23 protein-coding genes are annotated in these 26,590 nt (G+C 71.3%); 10 read left to right on the forward strand and 13 right to left on the reverse strand.

The features are described 5' to 3' along the window. Positions 1 to 73: 73 nt before the first annotated feature. The 5 genes from H343_RS0101080 to galU all read right to left on the reverse strand — a co-directional run bounded on the left by H343_RS0101080 (position 74) and on the right by galU (position 4,157). Positions 74 to 697, reverse strand: coding sequence for a GNAT family N-acetyltransferase (locus tag H343_RS0101080; RefSeq protein WP_037901799.1), 624 nt, complete (start codon positions 695 to 697; stop codon positions 74 to 76). Beyond that, positions 694 to 1,203, reverse strand: coding sequence for a MogA/MoaB family molybdenum cofactor biosynthesis protein (locus tag H343_RS0101085; protein ID WP_028429628.1), 510 nt, complete (start codon positions 1,201 to 1,203; stop codon positions 694 to 696). The genes H343_RS0101080 and H343_RS0101085 overlap by 4 nt, the downstream gene beginning before the upstream one ends. Further along, positions 1,200 to 1,748 carry a cyclic pyranopterin monophosphate synthase MoaC gene (gene moaC / locus H343_RS28185; protein WP_051264433.1) on the reverse strand — a complete coding sequence of 183 codons (549 nt, stop codon included), beginning with the start codon at positions 1,746 to 1,748 and terminating at the stop codon, positions 1,200 to 1,202. The genes H343_RS0101085 and moaC overlap by 4 nt, the downstream gene beginning before the upstream one ends. Positions 1,749 to 1,945: 197 nt before the next feature. Continuing rightward, the gene (gene glp / locus H343_RS0101095; RefSeq protein ID WP_028429629.1) at positions 1,946 to 3,250 is read right to left on the reverse strand and encodes a molybdotransferase-like divisome protein Glp; all 1,305 of its coding nucleotides are present in this window, start codon (positions 3,248 to 3,250) and stop codon (positions 1,946 to 1,948) included. Between the two features lie 4 nt (positions 3,251 to 3,254). Further along, positions 3,255 to 4,157, reverse strand: a complete 903-nt coding sequence (galU, locus tag H343_RS0101100; RefSeq protein WP_028429630.1) for a UTP--glucose-1-phosphate uridylyltransferase GalU — start codon at positions 4,155 to 4,157, stop codon at positions 3,255 to 3,257. 62 nt (positions 4,158 to 4,219) lie between these two features. Between galU and H343_RS0101105 the strand changes: the two genes are divergently transcribed. Continuing rightward, positions 4,220 to 4,870 carry a 5-formyltetrahydrofolate cyclo-ligase gene (locus tag H343_RS0101105; RefSeq protein ID WP_051264435.1) on the forward strand — a complete coding sequence of 217 codons (651 nt, stop codon included), beginning with the start codon at positions 4,220 to 4,222 and terminating at the stop codon, positions 4,868 to 4,870. Between the two features lie 117 nt (positions 4,871 to 4,987). On the opposite strand, the gene H343_RS0101110 is transcribed toward H343_RS0101105, so the two are convergent. Beyond that, positions 4,988 to 7,693, reverse strand: a complete 2,706-nt coding sequence (locus tag H343_RS0101110; protein WP_028429632.1) for a penicillin acylase family protein — start codon at positions 7,691 to 7,693, stop codon at positions 4,988 to 4,990. A 170-nt stretch (positions 7,694 to 7,863) separates the two neighbouring features. Between H343_RS0101110 and H343_RS0101115 the strand changes: the two genes are divergently transcribed. The 6 genes from H343_RS0101115 to H343_RS28190 all read left to right on the forward strand — a co-directional run bounded on the left by H343_RS0101115 (position 7,864) and on the right by H343_RS28190 (position 14,049). Further along, positions 7,864 to 9,399 (forward strand): potassium/proton antiporter, encoded by a 1,536-nt coding sequence (locus H343_RS0101115; protein WP_028429633.1) that lies wholly within the window; start codon positions 7,864 to 7,866, stop codon positions 9,397 to 9,399. A 440-nt stretch (positions 9,400 to 9,839) separates the two neighbouring features. Further along, on the forward strand, positions 9,840 to 11,195 hold the full coding sequence (locus tag H343_RS0101125; RefSeq protein ID WP_028429635.1) for an MFS transporter: 1,356 nt from the start codon (positions 9,840 to 9,842) through the stop codon (positions 11,193 to 11,195). Positions 11,196 to 11,262: 67 nt separating this feature from the next. Further along, on the forward strand, positions 11,263 to 11,649 hold the full coding sequence (locus H343_RS0101130; protein WP_028429636.1) for an FmdB family zinc ribbon protein: 387 nt from the start codon (positions 11,263 to 11,265) through the stop codon (positions 11,647 to 11,649). A 66-nt stretch (positions 11,650 to 11,715) separates the two neighbouring features. Next, entirely contained in the window at positions 11,716 to 12,546 is an 831-nt protein-coding gene (locus H343_RS0101135; protein ID WP_028429637.1) for an S-methyl-5'-thioadenosine phosphorylase, read from the forward strand. Positions 12,547 to 12,834: 288 nt separating this feature from the next. Then, a complete protein-coding gene (locus H343_RS0101140) occupies positions 12,835 to 13,440 on the forward strand; it encodes a hypothetical protein (protein ID WP_486586738.1) in 606 nt (201 codons plus the stop codon). A gap of 126 nt (positions 13,441 to 13,566) precedes the next feature. Further along, the gene (locus H343_RS28190; protein ID WP_051264497.1) at positions 13,567 to 14,049 is read left to right on the forward strand and encodes a large conductance mechanosensitive channel protein MscL; all 483 of its coding nucleotides are present in this window, start codon (positions 13,567 to 13,569) and stop codon (positions 14,047 to 14,049) included. 10 nt (positions 14,050 to 14,059) lie between these two features. Here the strand turns inward: H343_RS28190 and H343_RS0101150 are convergent, their stop codons facing one another. Further along, positions 14,060 to 14,266, reverse strand: coding sequence for a hypothetical protein (locus H343_RS0101150; protein WP_028429639.1), 207 nt, complete (start codon positions 14,264 to 14,266; stop codon positions 14,060 to 14,062). 44 nt (positions 14,267 to 14,310) lie between these two features. Between H343_RS0101150 and H343_RS0101155 the strand changes: the two genes are divergently transcribed. Further along, a complete protein-coding gene (locus H343_RS0101155) occupies positions 14,311 to 15,363 on the forward strand; it encodes a P1 family peptidase (protein ID WP_028429640.1) in 1,053 nt (350 codons plus the stop codon). An 11-nt stretch (positions 15,364 to 15,374) separates the two neighbouring features. On the opposite strand, the gene H343_RS28195 is transcribed toward H343_RS0101155, so the two are convergent. The 4 genes from H343_RS28195 to H343_RS0101175 form a co-directional block, all read right to left on the reverse strand. Further along, entirely contained in the window at positions 15,375 to 17,579 is a 2,205-nt protein-coding gene (locus tag H343_RS28195; RefSeq protein ID WP_078504902.1) for a fructose-specific PTS transporter subunit EIIC, read from the reverse strand. Beyond that, positions 17,576 to 18,586, reverse strand: a complete 1,011-nt coding sequence (pfkB, locus tag H343_RS0101165; RefSeq protein ID WP_051264436.1) for a 1-phosphofructokinase — start codon at positions 18,584 to 18,586, stop codon at positions 17,576 to 17,578. The genes H343_RS28195 and pfkB overlap by 4 nt, the downstream gene beginning before the upstream one ends. Beyond that, the gene (locus tag H343_RS0101170; RefSeq protein ID WP_028429642.1) at positions 18,583 to 19,344 is read right to left on the reverse strand and encodes a DeoR/GlpR family DNA-binding transcription regulator; all 762 of its coding nucleotides are present in this window, start codon (positions 19,342 to 19,344) and stop codon (positions 18,583 to 18,585) included. The genes pfkB and H343_RS0101170 overlap by 4 nt, the downstream gene beginning before the upstream one ends. 282 nt (positions 19,345 to 19,626) lie before the next feature. Beyond that, a complete protein-coding gene (locus H343_RS0101175) occupies positions 19,627 to 20,643 on the reverse strand; it encodes a sigma-70 family RNA polymerase sigma factor (protein WP_028429643.1) in 1,017 nt (338 codons plus the stop codon). Between the two features lie 183 nt (positions 20,644 to 20,826). Between H343_RS0101175 and H343_RS0101180 the strand changes: the two genes are divergently transcribed. Continuing rightward, on the forward strand, positions 20,827 to 21,432 hold the full coding sequence (locus H343_RS0101180; protein ID WP_028429644.1) for a GNAT family N-acetyltransferase: 606 nt from the start codon (positions 20,827 to 20,829) through the stop codon (positions 21,430 to 21,432). Positions 21,433 to 21,488: 56 nt separating this feature from the next. On the opposite strand, the gene H343_RS28200 is transcribed toward H343_RS0101180, so the two are convergent. Together H343_RS28200 and H343_RS0101190 are read right to left on the reverse strand one after the other, a co-directional pair. Then, positions 21,489 to 23,168 (reverse strand): MFS transporter, encoded by a 1,680-nt coding sequence (locus H343_RS28200; protein ID WP_078504903.1) that lies wholly within the window; start codon positions 23,166 to 23,168, stop codon positions 21,489 to 21,491. Between the two features lie 227 nt (positions 23,169 to 23,395). Beyond that, the gene (locus H343_RS0101190) at positions 23,396 to 24,091 is read right to left on the reverse strand and encodes a TetR/AcrR family transcriptional regulator (protein ID WP_028429645.1); all 696 of its coding nucleotides are present in this window, start codon (positions 24,089 to 24,091) and stop codon (positions 23,396 to 23,398) included. Positions 24,092 to 24,570: 479 nt separating this feature from the next. Between H343_RS0101190 and H343_RS0101195 the strand changes: the two genes are divergently transcribed. Then, complete coding sequence (locus tag H343_RS0101195) at positions 24,571 to 26,400, forward strand: glycoside hydrolase family 3 protein (RefSeq protein ID WP_028429646.1); 1,830 nt, start codon at positions 24,571 to 24,573, stop codon at positions 26,398 to 26,400. The last annotated feature ends 190 nt before the right edge of the window (positions 26,401 to 26,590 follow it).

Consider the following 26,590-nt stretch of genomic DNA (forward strand, 5'->3'; position numbering starts at 1 on the left):
TCGTGACTTGCGCTCAATTCCGAAGCGCGCGGGGTCTGTTCAGCGGGCATCATTCAAATTTCGAACACTTATCTTATTTCTTGGTGGTGTCCTGAGCCCTGCGGTGCCAGCGTGCGAGCAGCCCTTCGGGAACTTCCTCGGCGGTCAGCGCGAAAACCAGATGGTCGCGCCAGGCCCCGTCGATATGCAGATAGCGGGGCCGTACGCCCTCCTCGCGGAAACCCAGTTTCTCCACGACCCGGCGGCTCGGAGTGTTCTCGGGGCGGATGCAGATCTCGATGCGGTGCAGTCCGACCGCGCGGAAGCAGTGGTCGGTGGCCAGCGCGACCGCCGTCGGCATCACGCCTCGGCCCGCCACCGCGCGGTCGACCCAGTAGCCGATGTGCCCCGAGCACATCGACCCCCAGGTGATCCCCGCGACCGTCAACTGGCCCGCCAGGCGCCCCTGATGCTCCACCACGAACGGCAGCATCCGGCCCGCCTGCGCCTCCGCGCGCAGGTGGCGGACCATCTGCCGGTAGGAAGGGCGGCGCGGCGGGGTGAGCCCCGGCGGAGCCGGCGGGACGGTCGCCTCCCAGGGGCGCAGCCAATCGCGGTTGCGCTGGTTCACCTCGCGCCAGGCACGGTGGTCGCGCAGCCTTATGGGACGGAGGGCGGTCTCGCCGTCCGTCAGCACGATCGGCCAGGACGCGTTCAGTTGGGGTTCCCTCTGGGGTGGTCACCGCCGTGGATCTGGTCCACGGCGTGTTCCAGCATCCGTCCGAGGACGGCGAGCCCGTCGCGCACCCCGCCGGAGGAGCCGGGGAGGTTGACGATCAGTGTGCGGCCCCCCGCGACGCCCGCGATGCCGCGGGAGAGAGCCGCTGTCGGGACCTTGCCCGAGCCCTCGGCACGGATCGCCTCGGCGATGCCGGGGATCTCGTAGTCGAGCACGCGGCGCGTCATCTCCGGGGTGGCGTCCGTGGGTGAGATGCCGGTGCCGCCCGTGGTGAGGACGACGTCGTAGCCCGCGGCGACGGCGGCGTCGAGCACCTCGGCGACCGGCTCACCGTCCGGGACGACGCTCGGGCCCTCGGTCTCGAAGCCCATGGCCGCCAGACCTTCGATGATGATCGGACCGCACGTGTCCTCGTAGACGCCGTCGGCGGCCCGGTTGGACGCCGTGACGGCGAGCGCGCGATACGGCTGCTGAACGGGGCTCATACGCCGGTTCCCTCCTGGTTGGGGTACTCGTCCTCGGACGCCGGAACCGGTGAACTCTGTCCGGGACGAACCCAGTTCCCCGACCGGCCACCCGTCTTCTCCTCCACGCGTACGTCGGCGATGACGGCGGACTTGTCGACGGCCTTCACCATGTCGATCACGGTGAGGGCCGCGACCGTCACCGCCGTCAGGGCCTCCATCTCGACGCCCGTCCGGTCCGTCGTCCTCACCTGCGCGGTGATCTCCACGGCCTCGTCGGAGACCGACAGATCCACCCCGACGCCGGAGACCGCGAGCGGATGGCACAGGGGGATGAGGTCCGGTGTGCGCTTGGCACCCATGATGCCCGCGATACGGGCCGTGGCCAGGGCGTCCCCCTTGGGAACCCCCTCGCCCCGCAGCAGCTCGACGACACGGGGCGCGACCAGCACCCGGCCTGCCGCACGTGCGGTACGCGTGGTGACGTCCTTGGCGGAGACGTCGACCATGCGGGCCGCCCCGCCCTCGTCGATGTGGGTGAGGTGCTGTTGCTCGGCGCTGCTCATGGTTCTCCCGGTCCCGTCCCTGTGACCGGATACGGTACCGGGCCGGAAGCGTGCCGGCGCCGGCCCGTGACGCCCGTCAGCGAACCGTCACCCGCTCATGCCACGGCCGCCGCGGCCACCGGCACGTCCGCGCCGGTCCGGTCGGGGACGTCGACGGACGACGGGCGAGGACGGGCCGGCGGGGCCCGTCCACAGCACTAGTCCAGCAGAACCACGGTCACTTCCTCGCCCGGGGTGAGCCGGGTCGACTTCTCCGGGACGTCGATCAGTGCGTTCGCCTGTGCGAGCGCCGCGATCAGGTGCGATCCCGCACCGCCGACCGGCCGCACCGGACCGTGCGCCTCCCCCGCCGCCGGAGGGAGGTAACTGCCGCGCAGGAACTGCCGCTTGCCTCCCGGCGACGTCAGCGTCTCGTCCGTCTCCAGGCGGGCGCGAGCCGTCTCGCGGCGTACCGACGCGCGCCCCATCAGGGCCCGCACCGCGGGGCGTACGAAGAGCTCGAAGGAGACGTACGCGCTCACCGGATTGCCCGGGAGGGCGAGGACGGGCGTGCGCTCGGGCCCGATCAGGCCGAAACCCTGCGGCTTGCCGGGCTGCATGGCCAGCCGACGGAACTCCACGTGGCCGCTTCCGCCGTCGATCTGGGAGAGCACCTCCTTGACCACGTCGTACGCGCCGACGCTGACTCCGCCGCTGGTGACGATGATGTCGGCGCGGATGAGCTGGTCCTCGATCGTCGCGCGCAGGGTGTCGGCGTCGTCGGTGACGGCACCGACGCGGTAGGAGAGAGCTCCGGCCTCGCGGGCGGCGGAGGTCAGCATGAAGCTGTTCGAGTCGTGGATCTGGCCGGAGCCCAACTGCTCGCCGGGCTGCACGAGTTCACTGCCGGTGGAGAGGACGACCACTCGCGGGCGCGGGCGCACCCTCACGGTGCCGCGGCCGATGGCCGCCAGCAGCCCCACCTGGGGCGGGCCGAGGACCGTTCCGGCGCTGAGCGCCACCGCTCCGGCCCGTACGTCGCTGCCGCGCGGGCGGATGTGCTGCCCGTCCGTGACGGGACGGTGGACGCGGACCTCGCCGGCCGCACCGCGCGGGTCGCTGCTGCGGGCGTTCATCGAGTCGACCGGGCCGCCGCCCAGGCCGCCGTCCGTCCACTCGACGGGGACGACCGCCCCGGCGCCGGGCGGCAGCGCCGCGCCGGTCATGATGCGGGCCGCCTGGCCGGGCTCGACCACGGGGAGGGCGCCGCTGCCCGCCGCGACGTCCCCTATGACCGTGAGCACGGCCGGGAACTCCTCGGACGCGCCGTCGACGTCGGCGGTGCGCACGGCGTATCCGTCCATCGAGCTGTTGTCGAAGGGCGGCAGGGAGGCCGGCACCGTGACGTCCTCGACGAGCACGCACCCCTGTGCGTCGAGCAGTTGGAGCTCGATCGGCTCCAGGGGACGCACGCTGCCGAGGATGTCGTCCAGATGCTCCTCGACCGACCAGGTCTCGCTCAACGCCTCACATCTCCTCGGTGACGAAACTGCGCAGCCAGTCCCGGAAGTCCGGGCCCAGGTCCTCACGTTCGCATGCCAGTCTGACAATGGCGCGCAGGTAGTCGCCGCGGTCACCGGTGTCGTAGCGGCGGCCGCGGAAGACGACGCCGTGCACGGGCCCGCCGAGCGAGGGTTCGGCGGCCAGCGCCTGGAGTGCGTCGGTCAGCTGGATCTCGCCGCCCCGGCCGGGTTCGGTCTTGCGCAGCACCTCGAAGACGGCCGGGTCGAGGACGTAGCGCCCGATGATGGCGAGGTTGGAGGGCGCCTCGGCGGAAGAGGGCTTCTCCACCAGGTCGGAGACACGCACCACGTCGTCCGTGCCGGTGGGGTGTGCGGCCGCGCAGCCGTAGAGGTGGATGGTCTCGGGGTCGACCTCCATGAGCGCGATGACGCTGCCGCCGTGCTCTTCGCGTACCCGCGTCATCTGTGCGAGCAGCGGGTCGCGCGGATCGATCAGGTCGTCGCCGAGGAGTACGGCGAAGGGCTGGTCGCCCACGTGCGGGGAGGCGCACAGTACGGCGTGGCCCAGGCCGCGCGGGTCGCCCTGGCGTACGTAGTGCATGGTCGCCAGGCCGCTGGACTCCTCGACCCTGCTGAGCTTGGCCTCGTCGCCCTTGTCGCGGAGAACCTGCTCCAGTTCGTAGTTGCGGTCGAAGTGGTCCTCAAGCGGACGCTTGTTGCGGCCGGTGACCATGAGAACGTCCGACAGACCGGCCGTGACGGCTTCCTCGACCACATACTGGATCGCCGGCTTGTCGACGACCGGCAGCATCTCCTTGGGTGTGGCCTTGGTCGCCGGCAGGAAGCGGGTGCCCAGGCCCGCCGCCGGGATGACAGCCTTGCTGATCTGTGCTCGGGATTCAGTCATGTCCCGCACGATAACCGGTGGCTTTGCGCCGAAGACATGGATTCGCTCTGATATGTAGCGAAATGAGCAGGCCGGCAGGACAGGACGCGACACGGGGCGGAGCGGTGAGCGAAATCGACGGTAGTAAGCGCGCGTTGCGGGAGAGCATCCTCGCGGTTAGGGCCCGGTTGACGGCACGGTACGCGGAGGAGACCGCCACCGTGCTCGCCGAGCGGGCCCTGGAGCTTCCGGAGCTGGCGGAGGCCCGTTCGGTGGCGGCGTACGTGTCGGTGGGACGGGAGCCCGGGACGCTGCCGCTGCTCGAAGCGCTGCGCGCTCAGGGCGTACGCGTGCTGCTGCCCGTGCTGCTCGCGGACAACGACCTGGACTGGGCCGCCTACGAGGGCCCGGACCATCTCGTACGCGCCGGGCGCGGCCTGCTGGAGCCGGAAGGAGAGCGCCTGGGCCGGGAGGCGGTGACCCGTGCGGACGCCGTGCTGCTGCCCGGGCTGGCCGTGGACGGGGAGGGCGTGCGGCTGGGGCGCGGCGGCGGCTCGTACGACCGCGTGCTGGCGCGCATCGTGGCGGCGGGCGCCCGTCCGGCGCTCGCGGTGCTGCTCTACGACGCCGAACTGGTCGGCAGCGTACCGGCGGAGCCGCACGACCTTCCCGTCGCTGCCGCGGTGACCCCCTCCGGCATCCACCGCTTCGCCGCACCGCCGCCCCGGCACTGAACGCGGCACGCCACGAGCGCCCGTCCGACCGCACGGCCCGGACGGCGGCCCGACCGCGGCCGGCGCACGCCGGGGCGGCGGGCTCGCGCGCCCGGACGGCGGCCCGCGGACCGCGCCCTACGGAGTGAGAGCCATCTTGTCCTCGGTGGCCTTCTCGACCGCCTGCTGGCTGAACGCCCAGGGCAGCGTCGCGCCTTCCGACCACTTGTCCATCTGGTCCACGTAGTTCGGGTTGTAGGCGTGTCCGGACGCACCGGTGAGGTTGATCCAGCGGGACTTGTCGAAGTTGTCGAGGCTGACGACCATGCGCATCGACGGCACCCAGACCACCTCGTAGCCGCCGGCCGCGTTCCAGCCGGTGGCGTTGACCGCGTCCTTGCCGCCGCCGAGGTCCCAGGGGCCGCGGTTGAGCAGGAACTGCATGAAGCCGGGCCCGTCCGTGCCGATGGTCTGGTTCTTCAGCATCAGCTGGTGCAGACGGCCCCAGCTCCAGGTGTCTATGTCCTTGCCGAGCTTGGACGTCAGCTCCCAGCGTGCGTTCTTCATCGCGTGCGCGAGCAGTTCGTCGCGGTCGCGGTCGCCGCCCCTGCGCCCGTTGTCGGGGGTCTTCCACCAGTCGCTGTCGGTGTCCTTGATGAGGTTGCGCACGACCTCGTACCAGCGGTCACCGCCGTCCGGCTGCGCGGAGGCCGCGTCCCGGACGCCGCACTCGCGCACCAGCCGGGTGTTGCCGTTCAGGTCGTCCACCGGGCCGGAGTCGTCCGAGGGGCGCACGTTGAGGCAGTCGCCCTTCACGCGCAGCTCCTTGGGCAGCTTGTTGCCGAAGGCGAGCAGCAGCATGTTGCGCCACACGGCGTTGAAGTACGCGGCGGGGGCGGAGTCGGCGTCCTGGGTGTAGTCCCAGCCCTCCAGCAGTTGCTGCGCCTCGCGGACGTAGCTGTCCTCGACGTTCGTCTTCAGCAGGTACGGGACGAGCAGCTTGGCGATCTCACTGCTGTTGTCCATCTGCATGGTCTGCATGTCGCCCATGGAGATCTTGCCGCCGTCCTTGATCTTCGACCTGATCAGGTCGTTGATCCGCTGGCTGCGGGTGCCGTAGCCCCAGTCCTTGGTCAGCAGGTACGGGTACTTCTCCTCGTCGATGACGGCCTGGTTGGCGGTCACTATGTATCCGCGTTCGGGGTTGTACTCCCAGGGCAGCGCTCTCTGCGGCACATAGCCCTTCCAGCGGTAGCGCGGCTCCCAGCCGGGCGCCGGGTAGCGTCCGTCGCCGGCGCCCCGCACGGGGATGCGTCCGGGCGCCTGGTAGCCGATGTTGCCCTTGGTGTCGGCGTAGATCAGGTTCTGCGAGGGCACCGCGAAGTCGCGGGCGGCGGCGCGGAACTCCTTGAAGTCGGAGGCACGGTTGAGCTTGAAGACCGCGTCCATGGACTTGCCGGGGGACAGTGCCGTCCAGCGCAGGGAGACGGCGTAGCCGTCGCCGCGGTCGGGTGCCGCGTTGCCCACGGGTGCCTCGTCGCCGACCTCGCGCAGTTCGCTGTCGCGGTCGGAGATGACGGGGCCGTTGCCGGTCTCCCGCACGGTGATCTCACGGCTGGGGCCGCCCGCGACCTTGATCGTCTCCTGGCGGGTCTTGTACGAGCGCCGCTTGCCGTCGTAGACGTAGCCGCCGTCCCGCAGTTTCTCCAGGTACAGGTCGGTCACGTCGGCCCCGAGATTGGTCATGCCCCAGGAGATGTCCCGGTTGTGTCCGATGACCACACCGGGCAGCCCGGAGAAGGTGAACCCGGAGACGTCGTAGGGGCAGGACTTGCTGACCGTGCGGCAGTGCAGCCCCATCTGGTACCAGATCGACGGCAGTTGGGGCGAGAGATGCGGATCGTTGGCGAGCAGCGGCTTGCCGGTCGTCGTGTACTTCCCGGAGACCACCCACGAGTTGGAGCCGATGCCGCTGTTGCTCGGACCGAGCAGGGAGGGGATCTTGTCGAGCTGTGTGGCGACGGAACCGAGTTGCGCGTCCGCGTCCCGTACGGCCTGCTGTGCCTGCGCTCCGCCGCTGCTCCCCGCGCTGCCGGAGCTCCCGCCGGGCGTGAAGTTCTTGCTGCCGGGGTCTATCGCACCGTCGACGATGGGTTCGTGCCGGTCGGCGGGGTAGTCGGGGTACAACTCCTCGATCTGCGCCTCCGTGAGACGGCTGGACATCAGCGCGCGGTCGATCTCGGACGACATGTTGGCGCGCAGGTCCCAGGCCATGGCCTTGAGCCAGGCCACGGAGTCGACGGGGCTCCACTTGTGCGGCGTGTACTCCTGGGAGAGTTCGAGAGCCGCGTACTCGACGGAGGCGGCGGAGCCCTTGTGGTCCTTGAGATAGGCGTTGACACCCGCGGAGTACGCCTTGAGGTTGGCCCGGGCCTCCTGCGAGAGGCTCGCGTACTCGCGCTCGGCGACGTCGCGCCAGCCGAGCGTACGCAGGAACGCGTCGGTCTTCACCTGGCTCTCACCGAACATCTCCGAGAGCCGTCCGGACGTCATGTGCCGCCGTACGTCCATCTCCCAGAAGCGGTCCTGGGCCTGCACGTACCCCTGGGCGGTGAAGAGGTCCTTCGAACTGTCCGCGTAGATCTGCGGAATGCCCTGCCGGTCACGCTGGACGGTCACGGGGTCGCTCAGTCCATTGAGCTTCAGCGAACCGGTCGTCTGCGGGAACGAGTCGCGCACGCTGCTGATCGTCCAGAACGTGCCGCCCCCGATACCGGCCACGAGCAGCAACACGACTGCGATCACGATCAGACGGGCGCGTCGCGAGGTCTTCTTGGCGGGCATCGCTGTCCTTCGAGGGCAGGGTGGACCGGGGGCGTACGGAGCGGGAGCGAATCCACGCTGGGAGCCACCATAGGCGGAGCATGCGCGGCGCTACACAGGGAGTCACGGGCGAACCGGGCCGGACATTCAAGCAATGGTAAATTGTTAGCCACGCGAACGAACTCGCGCACCTGAAAGGGACTTCGCCCCACCGAGGAAGGAATCCGCCCCTGACTGTCGACCGCCTCAACCAGCTCCTGCTCCTCAGCACCCTCGTCCTGCTCTTCGCGGTCGCCGCCGTCAAGCTCTCCTCCCGCAGCGGACTGCCCAGCCTGCTGATCTATCTCGGCATCGGCATCGCCCTCGGACAGGACGGCCTCGGCGTGCAGTTCAGCAACACCGAACTGACACAGACCCTGGGCTACGCCGCTCTGGTGGTGATCCTGACCGAGGGCGGCCTGAGCACCAAGTGGCACGAGATCCGCCCCTCGGTGCCCGCCGCCGCGGTGCTCTCGACCGTGGGCGTGGGCGTGAGCGTGGCGGTCACGGCATGCGCGGCCCACTATCTCGTCGGACTCAACTGGCAGACGTCGCTGCTGATGGGCGCCGTCGTCTCCTCGACCGACGCCGCCGCCGTCTTCTCCGTGCTGCGGAAGGTGCCGCTGCCGAAACGGCTGACCGGAGTGCTGGAGGCGGAGTCGGGCTTCAACGACGCACCCGTCGTCATCCTCGTGGTCACCCTCTCCACGCTCCACATCGCCGTCGGCGACTGGTACGTACTCGTCGGGGAGCTCATGCTGGAGCTGGCCATCGGGCTGGTCGTCGGCCTCGGGGTGGGCAAACTGGGCGCACTGGGGCTGGGAAGGGTGGCGCTGCCCGCCTCCGGCCTCTACCCGATCGCCGTGACGGCGCTGTGCGTGCTGGCCTACGCCAGCAGCGCGATGGTGCACGGATCGGGATTCCTCGCCGTCTACGTCACCGCCCTGTTCCTGGGCAACGCACGGCTGCCGCACCGTCCCGCCGTACGCGGCTTCGCCGACGGGCTGGCCTGGATCGCCCAGATCGGCCTCTTCGTGCTGCTGGGCCTGCTGGTCTCCCCGCACGATCTGCTCACGGACCTCTGGCCCGCGATCGCCATCGGACTGGTGCTCACCATGGTGGCGCGGCCGCTGTCGGTGGTCTGCTGCATGCTGCCCTTCGACCAGCGCTGGAAGGACCAGGCGCTGCTGTCCTGGGCGGGGTTGCGCGGCGCGGTGCCGATCGTGATGGCGACCATCCCGAGAGTCGCCGACGTCGAGGGCAGCGAACGCATCTTCAACATCGTCTTCCTGCTCGTGATCATCTTCACCGCGGTGCAGGGGCCGACGCTGCCCTGGCTCGCGCGCAAGCTGCGCCTGAGCGACGGCGAGGAACCCGTCGACCTCGACATCGAGTCCGCCCCGCTGGAACGGCTCCGCGGTCACCTGCTGTCGGTGGCCATCCCGCAGCGTTCCCGTATGCACGGCGTCGAGGTCACCGAACTGCGCATGCCGCCCGGCGCGGAGGTCACCCTGGTCGTACGGGAGGGCAGGAGCTTCGTCCCCCAGCCGACGACCGTGCTGCGGCACGGCGACGAGCTGCTCGTCGTGACCACCGACCAGGTGAGGGACGCGGCCGAGCAGCGGCTGCTGGACGTCGGACGCGGCGGCAAGCTGGCCGGCTGGCTGAAGCAGTCACCGGGGGTCTGAGCGGCCGACGGTGCGGACGGAGACCGGTCCGCGGCAGGGGGACCGGTCTCCGTCCGAGCGGGCACGGCGGGCCGGACGGAGATCCGTCCCAGCGGCACCGCACGGGAGATCGGTCCGGACGGACAGCGGTCCCAGCGGCACCGGACGGGAGATCCGGCCGGAGCGGCACAGCCCCGGAACGCGGCCGAACCCGGCCGGGCCGAGGACGTCGTCGGGTCTCACCCCGCCGCCTCCCGTGACCGCGCCGCACCTCCGCGGCACCCCGTACCGGGCCCTCTCCGCCCGGAGCCGGAACGCCGTCCGGGCCGTTATCCTTCCTGTCGGAAAGTCTTGTTTCACCGATCCTGCCTGACGCAGGGCTGGCGCGAGAGGGAGATCCCGCGCGAGAGGACAGCCCTCGGCGCGAACGGAGCGCTACCAGGCGGCAGAGAGGCCCGGCCGTGGCAACTCCGGCCACCGCGACCGGCGAACGCCGTCCCGGCTACGGCGAACTGCTGCGCACACCCGGCGCCTGGCGATTCCTGATCCCCGGCTTCCTGGCACGGCAGCCCATAGCGATGCTCGGCATAGGCACCGTGCTGCTCGTCGAGCACACGACCGGCTCGTACGGCGCCGGCGGGCTCGTCACGGCCACCTCGGGCGTCGCCATGGCGCTCCTCGCACCGCAGAGCGGCAAGCTCACCGACCGCTTCGGCCAGGGCACCGTCCTCGTTCCCGGTGTCTTCCTGCACGCCCTCTCGGTCTCACTGCTGATCGTGCTCGCGCTGCGGGAGGCACCGCTGTGGGCGCTGGTCGCGGCCGCCGTGCCGGCCGGTGCGAGCACCCCTCCGATCAGTCCGATGGTGCGGGCCCGCTGGTCCGCGAGCCTGGAGGAGGGCTCGTCGCTCCTGAACACCGCCGCCGCTTTCGAATCGGTCACCGACGAGTTCACCTTCGTCGTCGGACCGGTTCTGGCGACGGCGCTGTGCACAGGGGTGCATCCGGCAGCGGGGCTGATCGCGGAGGTCGCGATGATCCTGGGCGGCGGGCTGCTCTTCGCCGCGCAGCGCGGCACACAGCCCGCGACGCGCGGGCGGAGCGTACGGAAGGGGCGCAAGGGGCGGAGCGCCACCGCCGGAACGGGTGCCGCGCGCAGCCGTGGACCGGAGGAGGGAGGCGGCGGGCACTCGGCGCTGAGCGTTCCGGGCGTACGCGTGCTGATCCCCGCGCTGCTGGGAATCGGCACCGTCTTCGGCGGCATGCAAGTCTCGGTGGCGGCGTTCACGGAGCACGCGGGGAAGCCGGAACTCAACGGCGTGCTGTACGGCGTCTTCGCCGCGGGCAACATGCTCGCCGCCCTCGCCGCCGGAGCCGTCCGCTGGAGGCGGCCCCCGCACGTCCGGCTGCTGATCGCCTATCCGGTGCTCGTCGTCGCGACTGTGGCGCTGGCCGCGACGGCTCAAGTGGCGCCCTGGCTCACGCTGCTGGGCACGCTCGGCGTGCTGGCGGGACTGTGCGTCGCACCGTCCATGATCACGAGTTTCACGCTGGTGGAACTGCTCGTGCCGGCGGGCGTACGCACCGAGGCGTTCACCTGGCTCACGGGGGCCGTGGCGCTGGGGCAGGCAGCGGGTTCGATGGCGGCGGGGCAGCTGGCGGACGGCTTCGGCGCGAGCGCCGGGTTCTTCGCGCCGCTCGCCGGTACGGGCCTTGCCCTGACCGCCCTCGTCGCCTTCCGGCGGTGGCTGGAGGACCGTACGGGCGGACGTCCGCCGGGGCGTGGGGTGGGTCACCGTCCACCTGTCGCGGTGGACTGAGACGCGGGAATACTGCACTATGGATCGTCGTTAGCACTCACCGAGTAAGAGTGCCAGGAGGATGAACGTGCCGACGTATCAGTACCAGTGCACCGAGTGCGGCGAGGGCCTCGAGGTGGTGCAGAAGTTCACCGAGGATTCGCTGACCGAGTGCCCCGACTGCCAGGGCCGCCTGAAGAAGGTGTTCTCGGCCGTCGGCATCGTCTTCAAGGGCTCCGGTTTCTACCGCAACGACAGCCGCAGCTCGTCGTCGGGCGCGGCCGCCGGCTCCTCGGACTCCTCGTCCAAGAGCAACGGAGAGGGCTCCTCGTCCTCCTCGGAGTCCTCTTCCTCGTCCTCCTCTTCGGAGAAGAGTTCCTCCGACTCCGGCAGCTCGGGCTCCTCCAAGCAGGGCTCCTCGTCCGGCGACAGCCCCTCCAAGAGCGCGAGCAAGGCGGGGACTTCGGCCGCGTGACGCCCGCGCCGGGCACTGTGCGGCCCGGCACCGGCCCGCTCGCGGGCTGCCCGTAGGGTGGCCCGCATGAGCGAACAGGCAGAGATCGGCGTCATCGGCGGTTCCGGCTTCTACTCCTTCCTCGACGACGTGACAGAGATCACTGTCGACACCCCGTACGGCCGGCCGAGCGACTCCCTCTTCCTCGGCGAACTGGCCGGGCGGCGCGTCGCCTTCCTGCCGCGCCACGGCCGTAAACACCACCTGCCGCCGCACCGCATCAACTACCGCGCCAACATGTGGGCCCTGCGGTCCACCGGGGTCCGGCAGGTGCTCGGGCCCTGCGCCGTGGGCGGGCTGCGCCGCGAGTTCGGGCCGGGGACGCTGCTGGTGCCCGACCAGTTGGTCGACCGGACCAAGTCGCGCGTGCAGACGTTCTTCGACGGTGAGCCGCTGCCGGACGGCTCCGTCCCCAACGTCGTGCACCTCACGTTCGCCGATCCCTACTGCGAGGCGGGCAGAAGGGCGTCCCTGGACGCCGCTGACGCACACGGCTGGGACGCGGTGGACGGCGGCACGCTCTGCGTCGTCGAAGGACCCCGCTTCTCCACCCGCGCCGAATCCGAATGGCACGCCGCACAGGGCTGGTCGGTGGTCGGCATGACGGGCCACCCCGAGGCCGCCCTGGCCCGCGAGCTCGGGCTCTGCTACTCCTCCCTCACCCTCGTCACCGACCTGGACGCCGGAGCCGAGACGGGCGAGGGGGTATCGCACGAAGAGGTGCTGCGGGTCTTCGGGGAGAACGTCGGACGGCTGCGCAAGGTGCTCTTCGACGCCGTGGGCAGGCTGCCGGCCGAGCGCACCTGCGACTGCGCTCACGGCCTGGGCGGGCTCGACCCGGGCATCGAACTCCCCTGACCCGCCTACCGCTCGCGGAGAACGCCGTCCCCGGGACGGCACTGCACGAGCGGCACTCTCCCGTGCCGCGCTCCCCCGGGACGGCCTGTTCCGGGACGGCCTGTTCCGGGACGGCACTGCCCCGGGGACGGCACCACCCCCGACCGGCCGGTGACGGCTCCGCACGACAGGGGTGAGTGACGGCTTTTTCCACAATTGCCGCGTCATCCACAGCACTCAGCGCATTTCGTCGAGTTCGGGCAACGTGTGCCCGGAAGTCCTGAACTCCGACGGCAGGCGGTGAGCGCGGTGCCCCGAAACGACGAACCCGGCAGCGACGAGGGCGAGGCCCGCCACCCGGGCCGCGACGGCATGGCAGCCCACGCACAGTGCGTGGTGCCCGAGCTCACCCCCGTACGGGCGGGGGGCGGGCACGGCAGGCACCGCATGCGCCGACTGCTGCACCGCAGACGGCACTTCACCGCTGCCGGGCTCGCCGTCGCGGCGGCCGCGATGGCCGCCTTCGCTCCTCGTGGTGACCGCGGCGAGACACGTCCCGGCCCCGAGCGGGAGACAGCGGCAGCGTCGTCAGGCGCCGCACAGAAGGCACCCGGGCGCTCGCCGCGCGGCGGCCGGTCGCGCCCGGCTCCGGACGTCTCAGCTCCGGTGCGCATCGCGGACGCCGCCACTGTCGCGCTGCTCCGCCCGGGAGACCGCGTCGACGTGATCGCCGGCACGGACGATCCGGGCCGGGCCCGGGTGATCGCCAAGGGTGCCCTGGTGGCTCGGGTGCCGAAGTCCGTGGAGACTGATCCGGCCGACGGAGCGCTCGTCGTGCTCAGGGTCCCGCGCGGGACCGCCACCACTCTCGCCGGGACCGCCGTCAGCGGCCGGCTGGCGGTGACGCTGTGCTGAGCCGGCGCCGGGCCCGTACGGTGCACCGGTACCGGAACGGATTCAGGAAGAGGCAGGTCGAAGAGCGTGGAGTCTGCTCCCCAGAGCGAGAAGAAGAGTCTGCTGGCAGGATTCAGGGAATTCCTGATGCGCGGCAACGTGGTCGAGCTGGCCGTCGCCGTCGTCATCGGCACCGCTTTCAGCAAGATCGTGGATTCGGTCGTCAAGGGACTGATCAATCCGCTGGTGGGCGCGGTGGGGACGAAGGACCTGGACAAGTACAGGTCCTGCCTCAAGGCGCCGTGCGAGATCAACGAAGCGACCGGCGAGGTGACGAGTGGCATCCCGATCAACTGGGGGCCGGTGATCAGCGCGTCCCTGACCTTCCTGATCACGGCCGCCGTCGTCTACTTCCTGATGATCCTGCCGATGTCGAAGTACAAGGAGCGGCAGGCAGCGAAGAACCCGGTGCCCGAAGCGCCGCCGGAGCTGAGCGAGATCGACCTGCTGGCGGAGATCCGCGACCTGATCGCCGCCCAGCAGAACGGCGAGAGGGCGACCGCCGGAGGCGGGGAGGACTCCGTGGTGCGGCAGCGCGAGCGCGACGGGGTGAACACCGAGAAGCAGTAGCGCGCCTGCGTCACAGGTGGTGGGGCGGTTTCTCGTCCAGGAAGCGGGCCAGGTCCGCCGCGGCGTCGGCGGTGCCGCTGCCCGCGGGGCGGGCGGTGGAGCCGCCCGCCGCGTCGCCCCAGCCGCTGTCGGTGTCGTCCGCGGAGCGCATGCTCAGCGGATCACCGAAGTCCAGCGCGGCTGCGGGGTCTGCGTGCCTGTGCGAACCGGTGCTCATGGCTCCAGCGTACGGGGCGCCCGCGGGCCTGGTATCCATGCCGCATGACGATTCAGGACGCGCTCACGGACGTACGGGGCATGCGGGTGGGGCACGCGCAGCGGGCCGGGGACGGCTGGCTGACCGGGACGACAGTGGTACTGGCACCCGAGGACGGCGCCGTCGCCGGGGTCGACTCGCGCGGCGGCGCTCCCGGCACGAGGGAGACGGACGCCCTGGACCCCCGGAACGTCGTGGAACGCATCCATTCGGTGGTGCTCACCGGTGGCAGCGCCTTCGGACTCGACTCCGCCGCCGGCGTGATGAGCTGGCTGGAGGAGCAGGGCCGCGGGGTGCGCGTGGGAGCCGACCCCGCGCAGGTGGTGCCCGTGGTTCCCGCGGCCGTCCTCTTCGACCTGGGGCGCGGCGGGCGTTGGCGGGCCCGTCCGGACGCGGCGCTGGGAAGGGAAGCCGCCGAGGCGGCCGCGCGTACGGAGCCGGGAGCGCTCGTGGTCCAGGGCAATGCGGGTGCGGGTACCGGTGCCGTGGTGGGCGGTCTCAAGGGCGGGATCGGCTCGGCGAGCGCACTGCTGTCCTCGGGGGTGACGGTGGGAGTGCTCGCGGCGGTCAACGCGGCGGGCTCCGCACTGGACCCGGCCACCGGCGCACTGTACGGGGAGCAGTGGGACGGACCTCCTCCCCCGCTTCCCGAGGGCCGTGTGCATGCGGAAGCGCTGCGGCGGCTTGCGGCGGCGCAGGAGGAGACGGCCTCCCGGTCGGCGGGGGTACTACGCCCGCCGTTCAACACCACACTCGCCGTGATCGCGACGGACGCGGCCCTCACACGGGCACAGGCGCAGAAACTGGCGGGCACGGCGCACGACGGGCTGGCCCGCTCCCTGCGGCCCGTGCATCTCATGCACGACGGGGACACCGTCTTCACCCTCGCGACCGGCGAACGTCCGCTGGAGGGCGAGCAGTTGAACGACCTGCTTGCTGCCGGGGCGGATGTGCTGACCAGGGCGGTGGTGAAGGCGGTGCTCGCGGCGGAGGGGGTGGACGGACCGGGCGGCGTCTTCCCCTCCTACCGCGACCTCTACGGGCGGCGGGGCGGCTGACGCCGAGCCGCTCAGGCGGACACGTGGACACCGCCGCCGCTGCCGGTCCTGCCCTCGCCGGCGGACTCGCCGCTGCCGGACCCGCCGTCACCCACCCCGGCGCCGGGGGCCGCTGCCGGGACGGCGGCGCCGTCACGGGCACCGGCGGGCCCGCTGCCTGCGGCGTCCGGGAGCTGCGCCCCCGCCGGACCCGTCCTGTTGCGGGCGCCCTTGAGGACCACGACCAGCGCGGTGGTGACCGCCGTGCCGGCGGCGATGGCCACGAGGTACTGCAGCGGAGAGCCGATCAGCGGTACGACGAAGACGCCTCCGTGCGGCGCCCGGAGCGTGCTGCCGAAGGCCATGGTCAAAGCACCGGTCACGGCGCCTCCCGCCATGGCGGAGGGAATGACGCGCAGCGGGTCGGCGGCGGCGAAGGGGATGGCCCCCTCGGTGATGAAGGAACCGCCCAGCACCCATGCCGCCTTGCCGTTCTCGCGTTCGGCCTTGCTGAAGAGCCTGCTGCGTACGACCGTCGCGAGTGCCATGCCGAGCGGCGGGACCATCCCGGCACCCATGGCCGCGGCCATCACGGTCAGGCTGCCGGTGCCGGGGTCTGCGGTGGCGATGCCTCCGGTGGCGAAGGTGTACGCCACCTTGTTGACGGGGCCGCCGAGGTCGAAGCACATCATGAGCCCGATCAGCAGCCCCAGCAGGACGGCGTTGGTCCCGGTGAGACCGCCGAGCCAGTCGGTCATGGCCTTCTGCGCGGAAGCGATGGGAGCACCGATCAGCACGAACATCAGCGTTCCCACGACCGCCGCGGAGATCAGCGGAATGACGACCACGGGCATGATGCCGCGAAGCACGGACGGGATGGCCACCCGCTGGATCGCCATCACCACGGCACCCGCCACCAGACCGGCCACCAGGCCGCCCAGGAAACCCGCCTCGATCTCGACCGCTACGGCGCCGCCCACGAATCCCGGCACCAGTCCCGGCCGGTCCGCCATGCCGTAGGCGATGTATCCGGCGAGTACCGGAACCAGGAAGCTGAAGGCGAGACCGCCGACCTGATTGAGCAGGGCGGCCCAGCTGTGGGCCTCGGTCCAGACGAAGTGGTCGGCCACGGACTTGGCGTCGGCGATCTCGTATCCGCCGACGGCGAAGGAGAGAGCGATCAGCAGACCGCCCGCCGCAACGAACGGGACCATGTAACTCACGCCGGTCATCAGCCACTTGCGCAGCCGCGTACCGAATCCGTCCTCCCGGTCGCCGGCGCCGTCCATCGGGGCGGGATTCCCGGACGGCTCGGGGATCTCACCCCGTGCGGCCTTGCCGCGGACCTCCTCGATGAGCTCCGCCGGCCGGTTCACCGCGGCCTTCACCCCGGTGTCCACGGTCGGCCTGCCCTCGAAGCGCTCCTTCTCGCGGACCTCGACGTCGTGCGCGAAGATCACTCCGTCGGCTGCGGCGATGACCGCGGGGTCGAGCCGGTCGAACCCGGCCGAGCCCTGGGTCTCCACGGCTACCTCGACACCCGCTTCCTGACCTGCCCGCTGCAGGGATTCGGCGGCCATGTAGGTGTGGGCGATTCCGGTGGGGCAGGACGTGACGGCCACGATGCGGAAGGGGCGGGCGTCTCCCGCCGCGCTCGGGGAATCCTGGGCCTTCGGGTCCTCGCCCGGCGAACCCCCGCTCTGCTCAGCGGGCTCCGTCCCGGGCCTCGCACCGGACGCCGCCTCCTCGTCCGCCGCCGTCCGTGGCGGTTCCGGCTCGGCACCGCCCTCTTGCGGGGCGTCGCCGCGGATGAGGGCCGCGGCCCTGTCCGGGTCGGCGGCGGCGCGCAGCGCCCCTGTGAAGTCCTCGTCGGCCAGGCGCCGGGCGAGGCCGGAGAGGATGCCGAGGTGGTCGCTGTCGGCTCCGTCGGGAGCGGCTATCAGGAAGATCAGGTCGGCCGGCCCGTCCGTGGCACCGAAGTCGACGGGCGCGGCAGGACGGCCGAACGCCAGCGTGGGCACGGTGACATGGGCACTGCGGCAGTGAGGTATGCCGATGCCGCCTTCGAGGCCCGTCGGCATCTGCGCCTCGCGGGCAGCCACATCGGCGAGGAATCCCTCGAGGTCGGTGACACGGCCCTCCGCGAACATCCGCTCGGCGAGCGAGCGCGCGGCTTCGTCCTTGTCGGCCGCGGTCAGGTCGAGGTCGACCAGCTCCGCGGTGATCAGCTGGTTCATCGCACAGCTCCATCGGTGTGGTGGGGCAGGGGGCGGCCCAAGGGGTGGTCCAAGGGGAGTTCGCTCGTCACGCGGACGGCATCGGGGCGCAGGTCGACGGGGCGCGGCATCTCGCTGCCGGGAAGCTGTACGGCCGCCGCGCCGTGCGCGACGGCCTGCGTGAGCGCCCCGGGCCCGCTGCCTCCGGCCGCGAGGAACCCCGCCAGCGAGGCGTCCCCGGCTCCCACGTCGCTGCGTACGGTGACGGCGGGGGCGCTGCCGAAGTACGTGCCGGTGCTGTCGAGGAGCAGCTGCCCGGTGGCACCGAGGCTGGCGAGTACGGCGCCGGCGCCCGCGTCCCGCAGCTCCTCGGCGGCCTTGACCGCATCACCCAGAGTGGCCAGGGAACGGCCGGCGGCCTCGGCCAGTTCGTCGGCGTTCGGTTTGACCACGTCGGGCCGTTCGCGCAGCGCTGCGGCCAGTGCGGGCCCGGAGGTGTCCAGGGCGATCCGTACTCCGCTGGTGTGGGCACGTGCGACGAGTCCCGCGTACCACTCGGGGGGCAGTCCGCGCGGAAGGCTGCCACAGCAGACGGTCCAGGCGGCGCCGTCGACGGCGGCCCGGTCACCCACCGTCTCCAGCAGGGCCTCCGCCTCGGCGGTGGTGAGTTCGGGACCGGCAGCGTTGATCTTCGTGAGGGTGCCGTCGGGCTCGGCGAGGGAGATGTTCACACGGGTCGACTCCCGTAGGGGAACTCCGGCGACCTCGATGCCGCGCTCCCCCAGCAGCCGTGCGAGCAGATCCCCTTCGGGCCCGCCGAGAGGGAGCACGGCCACGGTGCGGCGTCCAGCCGCGGCCAGGGCCCGGGAGACATTGACGCCCTTGCCGCCCGGGTCGACCCTGTCGTCCCCGGCCCGCAGCACGGCGCCGCGGGCCAGTCCGGGTATCTCGTACGTACGGTCCAGGCTGGGGTTGGGAGTGACGGTGAGGACGGTGCTCTCGCCGCTTGCGCCGGTCACGCCGTTCATACCCGCCTCACCTGCGGACCCTTGGCTTCGATGGCTCGGGCGTCCTCCGGGCCGAGACCGGTGTCGGTGATGATCAGGTCGACGTCGGCGACGTCGCCGAAGCGCGCGAAGTGCTCCCGCCCGAACTTGCTGGAGTCGGCCAGCAGCACGACCCTGCGGGCGGCTCGTATCGAGGCGCGTTTGACGGCCGCTTCCGCGAGGTCGGGTGTGGTCAGCCCGCCGTCGAGGGAGAAGCCGTTGGTGGCCAGGAGGAGGAGGTCCGCGTTGATCTCGCCGTAGGTCCTCAGCGCCCAGGCGTCGACGGCGGCGCGGGTGCGGTGCCGTACTCGCCCGCCGATGATGTGCAGGTCGATACCGGGGTGGTCGGCGAGCCCGGCGGCCAGGGGGAGGGCGTGGGTCACGGCAGTGAATGCGGCGTCGACGGGAAGAGCCGCGGCCAGCCGGGCGGTCGTCGACCCCGCGTCGAGCAGGACGCTGCCCTCGGAGGGCAGTTCGTCGAGCGCGGCGTGAGCGATGCGGTCCTTCTCACCGGTGGCGGACGTCTCCCGCTCGTCGAGGTCGGGCTCGAAGTCGAGCCTGCCCGCCGGGATCGCGCCGCCGTGCACCCGGCGGATGACTCCCGCCCGGTCCAGGGCCTTCAGGTCACGCCTGACCGTCTCGGCGGTGACCTGGAAATCGTGCGCGAGCGAGAGAACGTCCACCCGCCCGCGCTCACGGGCGAGGCGGAGGATCTCCTGCTGGCGCTCCGGTGCGTACATGTGGCTTCAGGTCCGTTCCATGCCCGAACGTGTGACTTCGGCGCGAACATTACGGTCCCGCTGCGGGAAAGTAAACACATCTGGGCACACGAACAGACACAGACAGGCATCCCGCAGCGGACAGCAGGACCCGCCGGCCAGCGCGGCCGCGCAGGGAAGAGCCCCGGCGCTCGGGGGAGGGCACCGGGGCTCGTCATGGGGCGGCTCGCGAACTCCGCCGCTGTCTTCGGTTTTTCTCGGGTTCTCTTCCGGTCTTCGCCCTGTCGTCCGCCGCGGCCCTCGTCACGCCGCGGCGTCGAAGCCGGTGTCGGAGGCCAGCTTCTTCAGCTCCAGCAGGGCGTGCTTCTCGATCTGCCGGATTCGCTCACGCGTCAGCCCGTGCTGCTTGCCGACCTCCGTGAGCGTGCGCTCCCGTCCGTCGACCATGCCGTAGCGGGCCTTGATGATGGAGGCCGTACGCGAGTCGAGGCGTCCGATGAGCCCGTCCAGCTCCTCCCGGCGCAGCAGCGTCAGCACCGACTGCTCCGGCGACGCCGCCGAGGTGTCCTCCAGCAGGTCACCGAACTGCGTCTCGCCCTCTTCGTCGACGGACATGTTCAGGCTGACCGGGTCGCGTGCCCAGTCCAGGACGTCGACGACGCGCTCCGGCGTGGAGTTCAGCTCGGCCGCGACCTCGGAAGGCTCCGGCTCTCGCCCGTTCTCCCTGTTGAACTCGCGCTGGACGCGCCGGATGCGCCCCAGCTCCTCCACGAGGTGCACGGGAAGCCGGATCGTGCGCGACTGGTCGGCGATCGAGCGCGTGATGGCCTGACGGATCCACCAGGTCGCGTATGTGGAGAACTTGAAGCCCTTGCGGTAGTCGAACTTCTCCACCGCGCGGACCAGACCCGCGTTGCCCTCCTGGATGAGGTCGAGCAACGGCAGTCCGCTCCGCGGGTAACGCCTGGCGACAGCGACGACGAGCCGGAGGTTGGACCGGATGAAGACGTCCTTGGCACGCTCCCCCTCGGCCACGATGGCTTCGAGCTCCTCGCGGGTCGCGGTCGCGCTCGCGGAGTCGGCGCTCACCGGCTCCTCTTCCTGGTCCAGTATTCGGCGGGCGAACACCCCCGCCTCGATGGCGAGGGAGAGTTCGACTTCCTTCGCCGCATCGAGCAGTGGTGTACGGGCGATCTCGTCGAGATACATGCCGACCAGGTCGCGGTCCGCGACTTCACTGCCTGCGGCGCGAACACTGCTTGCCGTGTCATTGGCACCGGTCTCGGTGGCCTGACGACGGGCGACGGCACGGGTTGCCATGCGTGCTCCCTTGCGAGTGGACTCAATCCGGTCGGTGACTCTTGAGTGGTGGCTGGTGGCTGAACACTCCCCGGGTGCCCCCATCCGTAGGAAACAACGAGTGGAAACCGGACTTAATTCCCAACGGCCGCGTCATTTTCCTGATCATGCAGTACCCTGTCCGCCCACCTGAAGGAGTCCTGAGTGGGAGAGACCTCGGAGATACTGGTCAGAGTGGGCGCCGAGGAAGACCTCGAAGCGCTGACCGACATCTACAACCACTACGTCCGTGAGTCACCGGCCACCTTCGACACGGAGCCGTTCACGCCCGAGGAGCGGCGTGACTGGTTGCTCTCACACCTTGAAGACGGCCCGTACCGTCTGTTGGTTGCCCTGCGGCGCGGGCAGGACCAGAAAGATCCCGGAAAGCACGACGGCTCCGGACGGTCCGGCGGCACCCCCGCCGCGGCCGGAGGGGGCGGGCCTGCTTCCGGCCAACTTCTCGGTTACGCCACGAGCAGCCAGTTCCGTCCCCGTGCCGCGTACAGCACCTCCGTGGAGACCAGTGTCTATCTGGCGCCCGGTGCGTCGGGGCTCGGAGTGGGCTCCCTGCTCTACGGGCGTCTCTTCGCCGCCCTCGAGGGCCAGGACCTGCACCGCGCGTACGCGGGCATCACCGTCCCCAACGATGCCTCGGTGCGGCTGCACAAACGCTTCGGCTTCGAACTGGTCGGCACGTACCACGAGGCCGGCAGGAAGTTCGGCCGCTACTACGACGTGCAGCGTTACGAGAAGCCGCTGGGCCCGTGACCTCAGCGGTCACGGGCCCGTCGGCGTCCTCGCCCCCGCACCGCGGAGGGCTCGGCTCAGCGCGCCGGCACCGGCGCAGGCTCCTCCCCCGCATCGTCCGTCCGCGCTGTGCCCTCCCCCTCCTCGTCCGGCCTCGCCTCGTACGTCCCCGCCTTGGACATCCCCGCCTCGTACGTCCCCGCCTCTGAATCCCCGGTCGGCCTGCCGCCGCCACGGACGCGCCCGCCGCCGTCACGGGTGCCGCCCTGCCGGACAGCGCCGCTGCCCTGCCCCCGGGCCGTCACCAGCGTGAGGGCGATGAGAGCCGAGGTCAGCAGGATGCCCACGGCCCACCAGATGGCGGTGGTGTAGCCGTGCACCATTCCCTGCGCCACCAGCAGCCGGGACTGCTCACCCGTGGCGCCCGCCGAGCGAGCGGCGATCCACGAGGCGGAGGCGCTGGCCGCGACGGTGTTCAGCAGCGCGGTCCCGATGGCGCCGCCCACCTGCTGCGAGGTGTTGACCATGGCGGAGGCAACCCCCGCGTCGCGCGGTTCGACGCCGATCGTGGCGAGCGACATCGCCGTCATGAACGCCGTGCCCATGCCGAGCCCCATCAGCAGCTCGGCCGGGAGGATCAGCGTCGTGTACGAGCTGTCCACCTCGAGCTGCGTGAGGATCAGCATGCCGCTTGCGGCCAGTACGAAGCCGGGTCCCATCAGCAGCCGCGGACGCACTCGCGTCATCAGCCGCGCCCCGATCTGCGTCGATCCGGTGATCATGCCGACGATCATGGGAAGGAAGGCGATGCCGGTCCTGACCGGGGAGTACCCCTTCACGACCTGCAGGTAGTACGTCAGGAAGAGGAAGAGCCCGAACATCGCGATCACGGCGAGGCCGAGCGAGAGGTAGACCCCCGCGCGGTTGCGGTCCGTGAGGACGCGCAGCGGCAGCAGCGGCGCCCTCACCCCCCTCTCGACGCCCACGAACGCGCCGAGCAGCAGCACGGACGCCACGAACAGCGCGACGGTGCCGCCGTCACCCCAGCCGTGTGCCTCCGCCCTGGTGAAGCCGTAGACCAGAGCGACCAGACCCAGCGTGGAGAGCACCACGCCGGGGATGTCGAGTGAGGAGCGGTTGCGGGCGCTCGCGGGCTCCCGTATGACCAGCAGCGCTCCCAGTGCGGCGACGGCGGCGAAGGGGATGTTGACGAAGAAGGTCCAGCGCCAGTCCAGGTATTCGGTCAGCACGCCGCCGAGAATCAGGCCGATCGCGCCGCCGCCTCCCGCGATGGCGCCGAAGACCCCGAACGCCTTCGCCCGTTCCCTGCCGTCGGTGAACGTCACCGTGAGCAGCGACAGCGCGGCCGGCGCGAGCATCGCGCCGAAGACGCCCTGGAGCGCACGGGAGGCGAGCAGTACGGCCTCGCCGGGTGCCGCGCCGCCCAGCGCGGAGGCGAGTGCGAAGCCGGTCAGCCCCACGACGAAGGTCCGTCTGCGGCCCCACAGATCGGCGATCCTGCCGCCGAAGAGCAGCAGTCCGCCGAAGGCGAGGGCGTAGGCGGTGATGACCCACTGCCGGTTGCCGTCGGAGATTCCGAGGTCGGCCTGTGCGGAGGGGAGGGCGATGTTCACGATGGTCGCGTCGAGGACGACCATCAGCTGGGCGAGCGCGATGAAGACGAGCGCGCTCCAGCGTCTCGGGTCGGGGGCGGTGTCGCCGCCGGTGACGGCGGGGATCTGGTCTGTTCTGGGCATGGGTGTGCCTGCCTCACGGTGCTTGTGGGTGAACGACGAGGTGGAGAGCGTTGACGGAGGGGTGACGAAGCGCGGACAAAGAGTCATTTGTCCCCGCGAGGACATGGCTGCGCCGGGCCCGGACCGGCGGGATCGGCGGTCGGTTCGGTGAGCGCGGTGAGAGGGGTGGGACGGGTGAGTACGGGCAGCAGCGCGGGCGCCTCAGGCGGCCGAGAGGTCCCGATGTCTCACGCGGGGGTGCGCAGCTCCTCCAAGGTGGCGGCGTGGCCGGGCAGTTCGGACCGCGCCGGGGCGCGCAGCCCGTCGAGGAAGAGCTGCACATGGCGGTCGACGAAGCGTGCGATCTCGGCGCAGCCGGTGCCCGGCAGCGGTCTGGTGAGCTGGGTGACGGCGAGGAGCAGGTCCCCGGTCTCCACGTCGGTCCTCAGCTGCCCGGCGGACTTGGCACGCCGGACGAGTTCCGCCACCAGTCCCTCCAGGCGCTCTCTGCCGGCGAGCAGTTGGGGATCGCCCCGGTCGAATCCCTGCGAGAGCATCGGGCAGAGCGCGCCGATCCGCTCCTCGACGGCTGCGAAGACGAACTGCGTCAACGCCTCGAAGGCATCGGCGACTTCGGACGGGTCTGCCGCCGGCGTCCCGTGGGCCGCGCCGGTCCGGGTGAGCGCGGCCTGCGCCCTGTCCGCGATCCGTTCCGTCACAGCGAGCACGACGCCGTGCACGAGCGTGCGGCGGTCGGGAAAGTGCCGGTAGAGGGTGGCGTTGCCCACTCCTGCGCGCCGCGCGATCTCGTCGAGGGGGGCGTCCGCCCCGTGGACGACGAATGCCTCCCGCGCGGCGGCGACGATCCGCTCGCGGTTGCGGGCGGCGTCCGCCCGCGCCCTGGGGGCCGCGCGCCCCGGGCTCGCGGTACCCGTGGTGCTCACGGTGCCCGTGGTACTCGCAGTGCTCGCGGTGCTGTTCATGGCCTGGCCTCTTCTCGGTCACCGACCCGGGGAGCTGGTCCCCGTTTCGCCGGGACACAGACAAGAACGGGGACTTCCTCCCCGCTTATTTCGATCCCGTGCTGTGTTCCGCGTCACAGCCCTGCCGTGAGCCGGCGCCGCCTCGGGACTTCCGACCGTCCCGGCGCCCGGAAATCTCACACGTCCGGGCATCCGGACGTCCGCTCCGTACGGCCGCACGGGCGCAGCCCGAACGCGCGGGCCGCCACCCACCGGCCAAGCCGGCGGTGCGGCTCGCCCACCCCATCCCCTCAGGGGACGGCCCCGGCAACCGCCGCTCCCCACCAGTGGACTGGACCGATGAACATCAGCGCGGCGTCTGGTCCTCCGCGCACCCCCGCTGAAACGATGTCCGCTCCCGTACGCCCGTCTCCACGGCGCCCGTGTGAGGAGCAGCCCCGATGCAGCAGAAGCCGCCGCAGCCGCACCAGTCCACCACCCGCAGACAGATCCTCGCCGGAGCCGGCGCCGCGGGTGTCGCGGCGGCGTTCGGTCTTCAGGCCGGTACGGCACACGCTGCCGGTACGGACGAACGCACCCGGCGCACAGCACGCGCCGCCCTCAAGCGCATGTCGCTCAAGGAGAAGATCGGCCAGCTCTTCGTCGTCGAGGTCTACGGCACTTCCGCAGACACCTCGCACGCCAAGAACAAGGAGCTGTACGGAGTCTCGACACCGGCTGAGGTCGTCGCCAAGTACCGGCCCGGCGGGGTGATCTACTTCGACGCCCGCCGGGGCCCGGACAACCTCAAGGAACCCCGCCAGATCGCCGGCCTCTCCAACGGGCTGCAGCGCGCCGCCCTGCGCGCCGGCGCCCGCGTCCCGCTCCTGATCTCCATCGACCAGGAGGGCGGAAGCGTTGTCTTCCGCATGACGGAGCCGGCGACCCAGCTTCCGGGCAACATGGCGCTGGCCGCGGGCCGTTCACGCCAGGACGTCCGCCGCTCGGCGGAGATCATCGGGACCGAGCTGGCCGCGATGGGCATCAACCAGAACTACGCCCCCGTCGCGGACGTCAACATCAACCCGGACAACCCGATCATCGGCGTCCGCTCCTTCGGCTCCGACCCGGGCCTGTGCTCCACCCTCGTCTCGGACTCCGTACGCGGCTACCACCGTGGCGAAGTCGCCAGCGCCGCCAAGCACTTCCCCGGTCACGGCGACACGGACGTCGACAGCCACAGCGGCCTGCCCGTGATCACACACACGCGCGAGGAACTGGAGACCATCGACCTGCCGCCGTTCCGGGCGGCCGTCGCACGGGGCGTCGACACGATCATGACGGCGCACATCGTCGTCCCCTCACTGGACTCCAGCGAGGTTCCCGCCACGATGTCGAAGCCCATCGTCACCGGTCTGCTCCGCGAGGAGCTGGGCTTCGAGGGCCTCATCGTCACCGACGCCCTCGACATGGGCGGCGCGACCGAGGACTTCCCGCCGGACATCGCCCCGGTGCGTGCGCTGCAGGCCGGATGCGACCAGCTCGTACTCGCTCCGGAGACGGACACGGCGCACGCCGCCGTCCTCGAAGCCGTCACCTCCGGCGACATCCCCGAGTCCCGGCTGGACGCCTCGGTGCTGCGCATCCTCGAACACAAGCTGCGCAACGGCCTCTTCCCCCGTCCGTACGTCGACGAGGCGCGCGCCGAACGGGTCGTGGGCAACCGCCGCCACGCCGCGGACGCCGCCCGCATCACCGACCGCACGGTCACCCTCGTACGGAACGAGGACGGCGCACTGCCCCTGACCGGCGGCGAGCGGTCCGTCCTGGTCACCGGCTGGGGCAGCGATCAGGTCGCCGGACTGGCCGGTGCGGTCGGCAAGCGTGCCGGCCAGTCCGCCACCCCGCTGGAGACAGGAGCGGCACCCGACGCGGCGAAGATCGACGAGGCGGCTGCCGCCGCCCGCGACCACGACGTGGCCGTCGTCCTGACGAACGCCGCCGCGTCGGCGGCCGACAAGGGCGCCGCCCAGGCCGCGCTGGTCAAGGCGCTCATGGAGACCGGCACACCGGTCGTCGCGGTCGCCGTCCGCAACGCCTACGACGTCCAGCGCTTCCCGGACGTCCGTGCCTGCCTGGCGACCTTCTCCTACGGCAAGCTCTCCATCGCCTCCGTGGACAAGGCGCTCTACGGCGAGATCAACCCGGCCGGGAAGCTTCCCGTCAGCATCCCGGCTCTGGACGACCCGGAAGGGACGCTCTACGAGTTCGGGCACGGGCTCAGCTACTGACGGTCCCGCGGACCCGCAGCCGCACGGCCGCGACCCTTACAGCCGGAAACCGCACAACCCCCGGCGCACCCCGTCCGCGTGGGCGGGGTGCCGCCGTGTGCGGCACGGCCGTCAGCGGGGTCCGCACGGCTGACGGGGTCCTCCCCGGGGACGCCGCGCAGGAGCCGGCAGACCGGTGAGCGCGGCAGCA

The sequence above is a fragment of the Streptomyces sp. TAA204 genome (assembly GCF_000424965.1).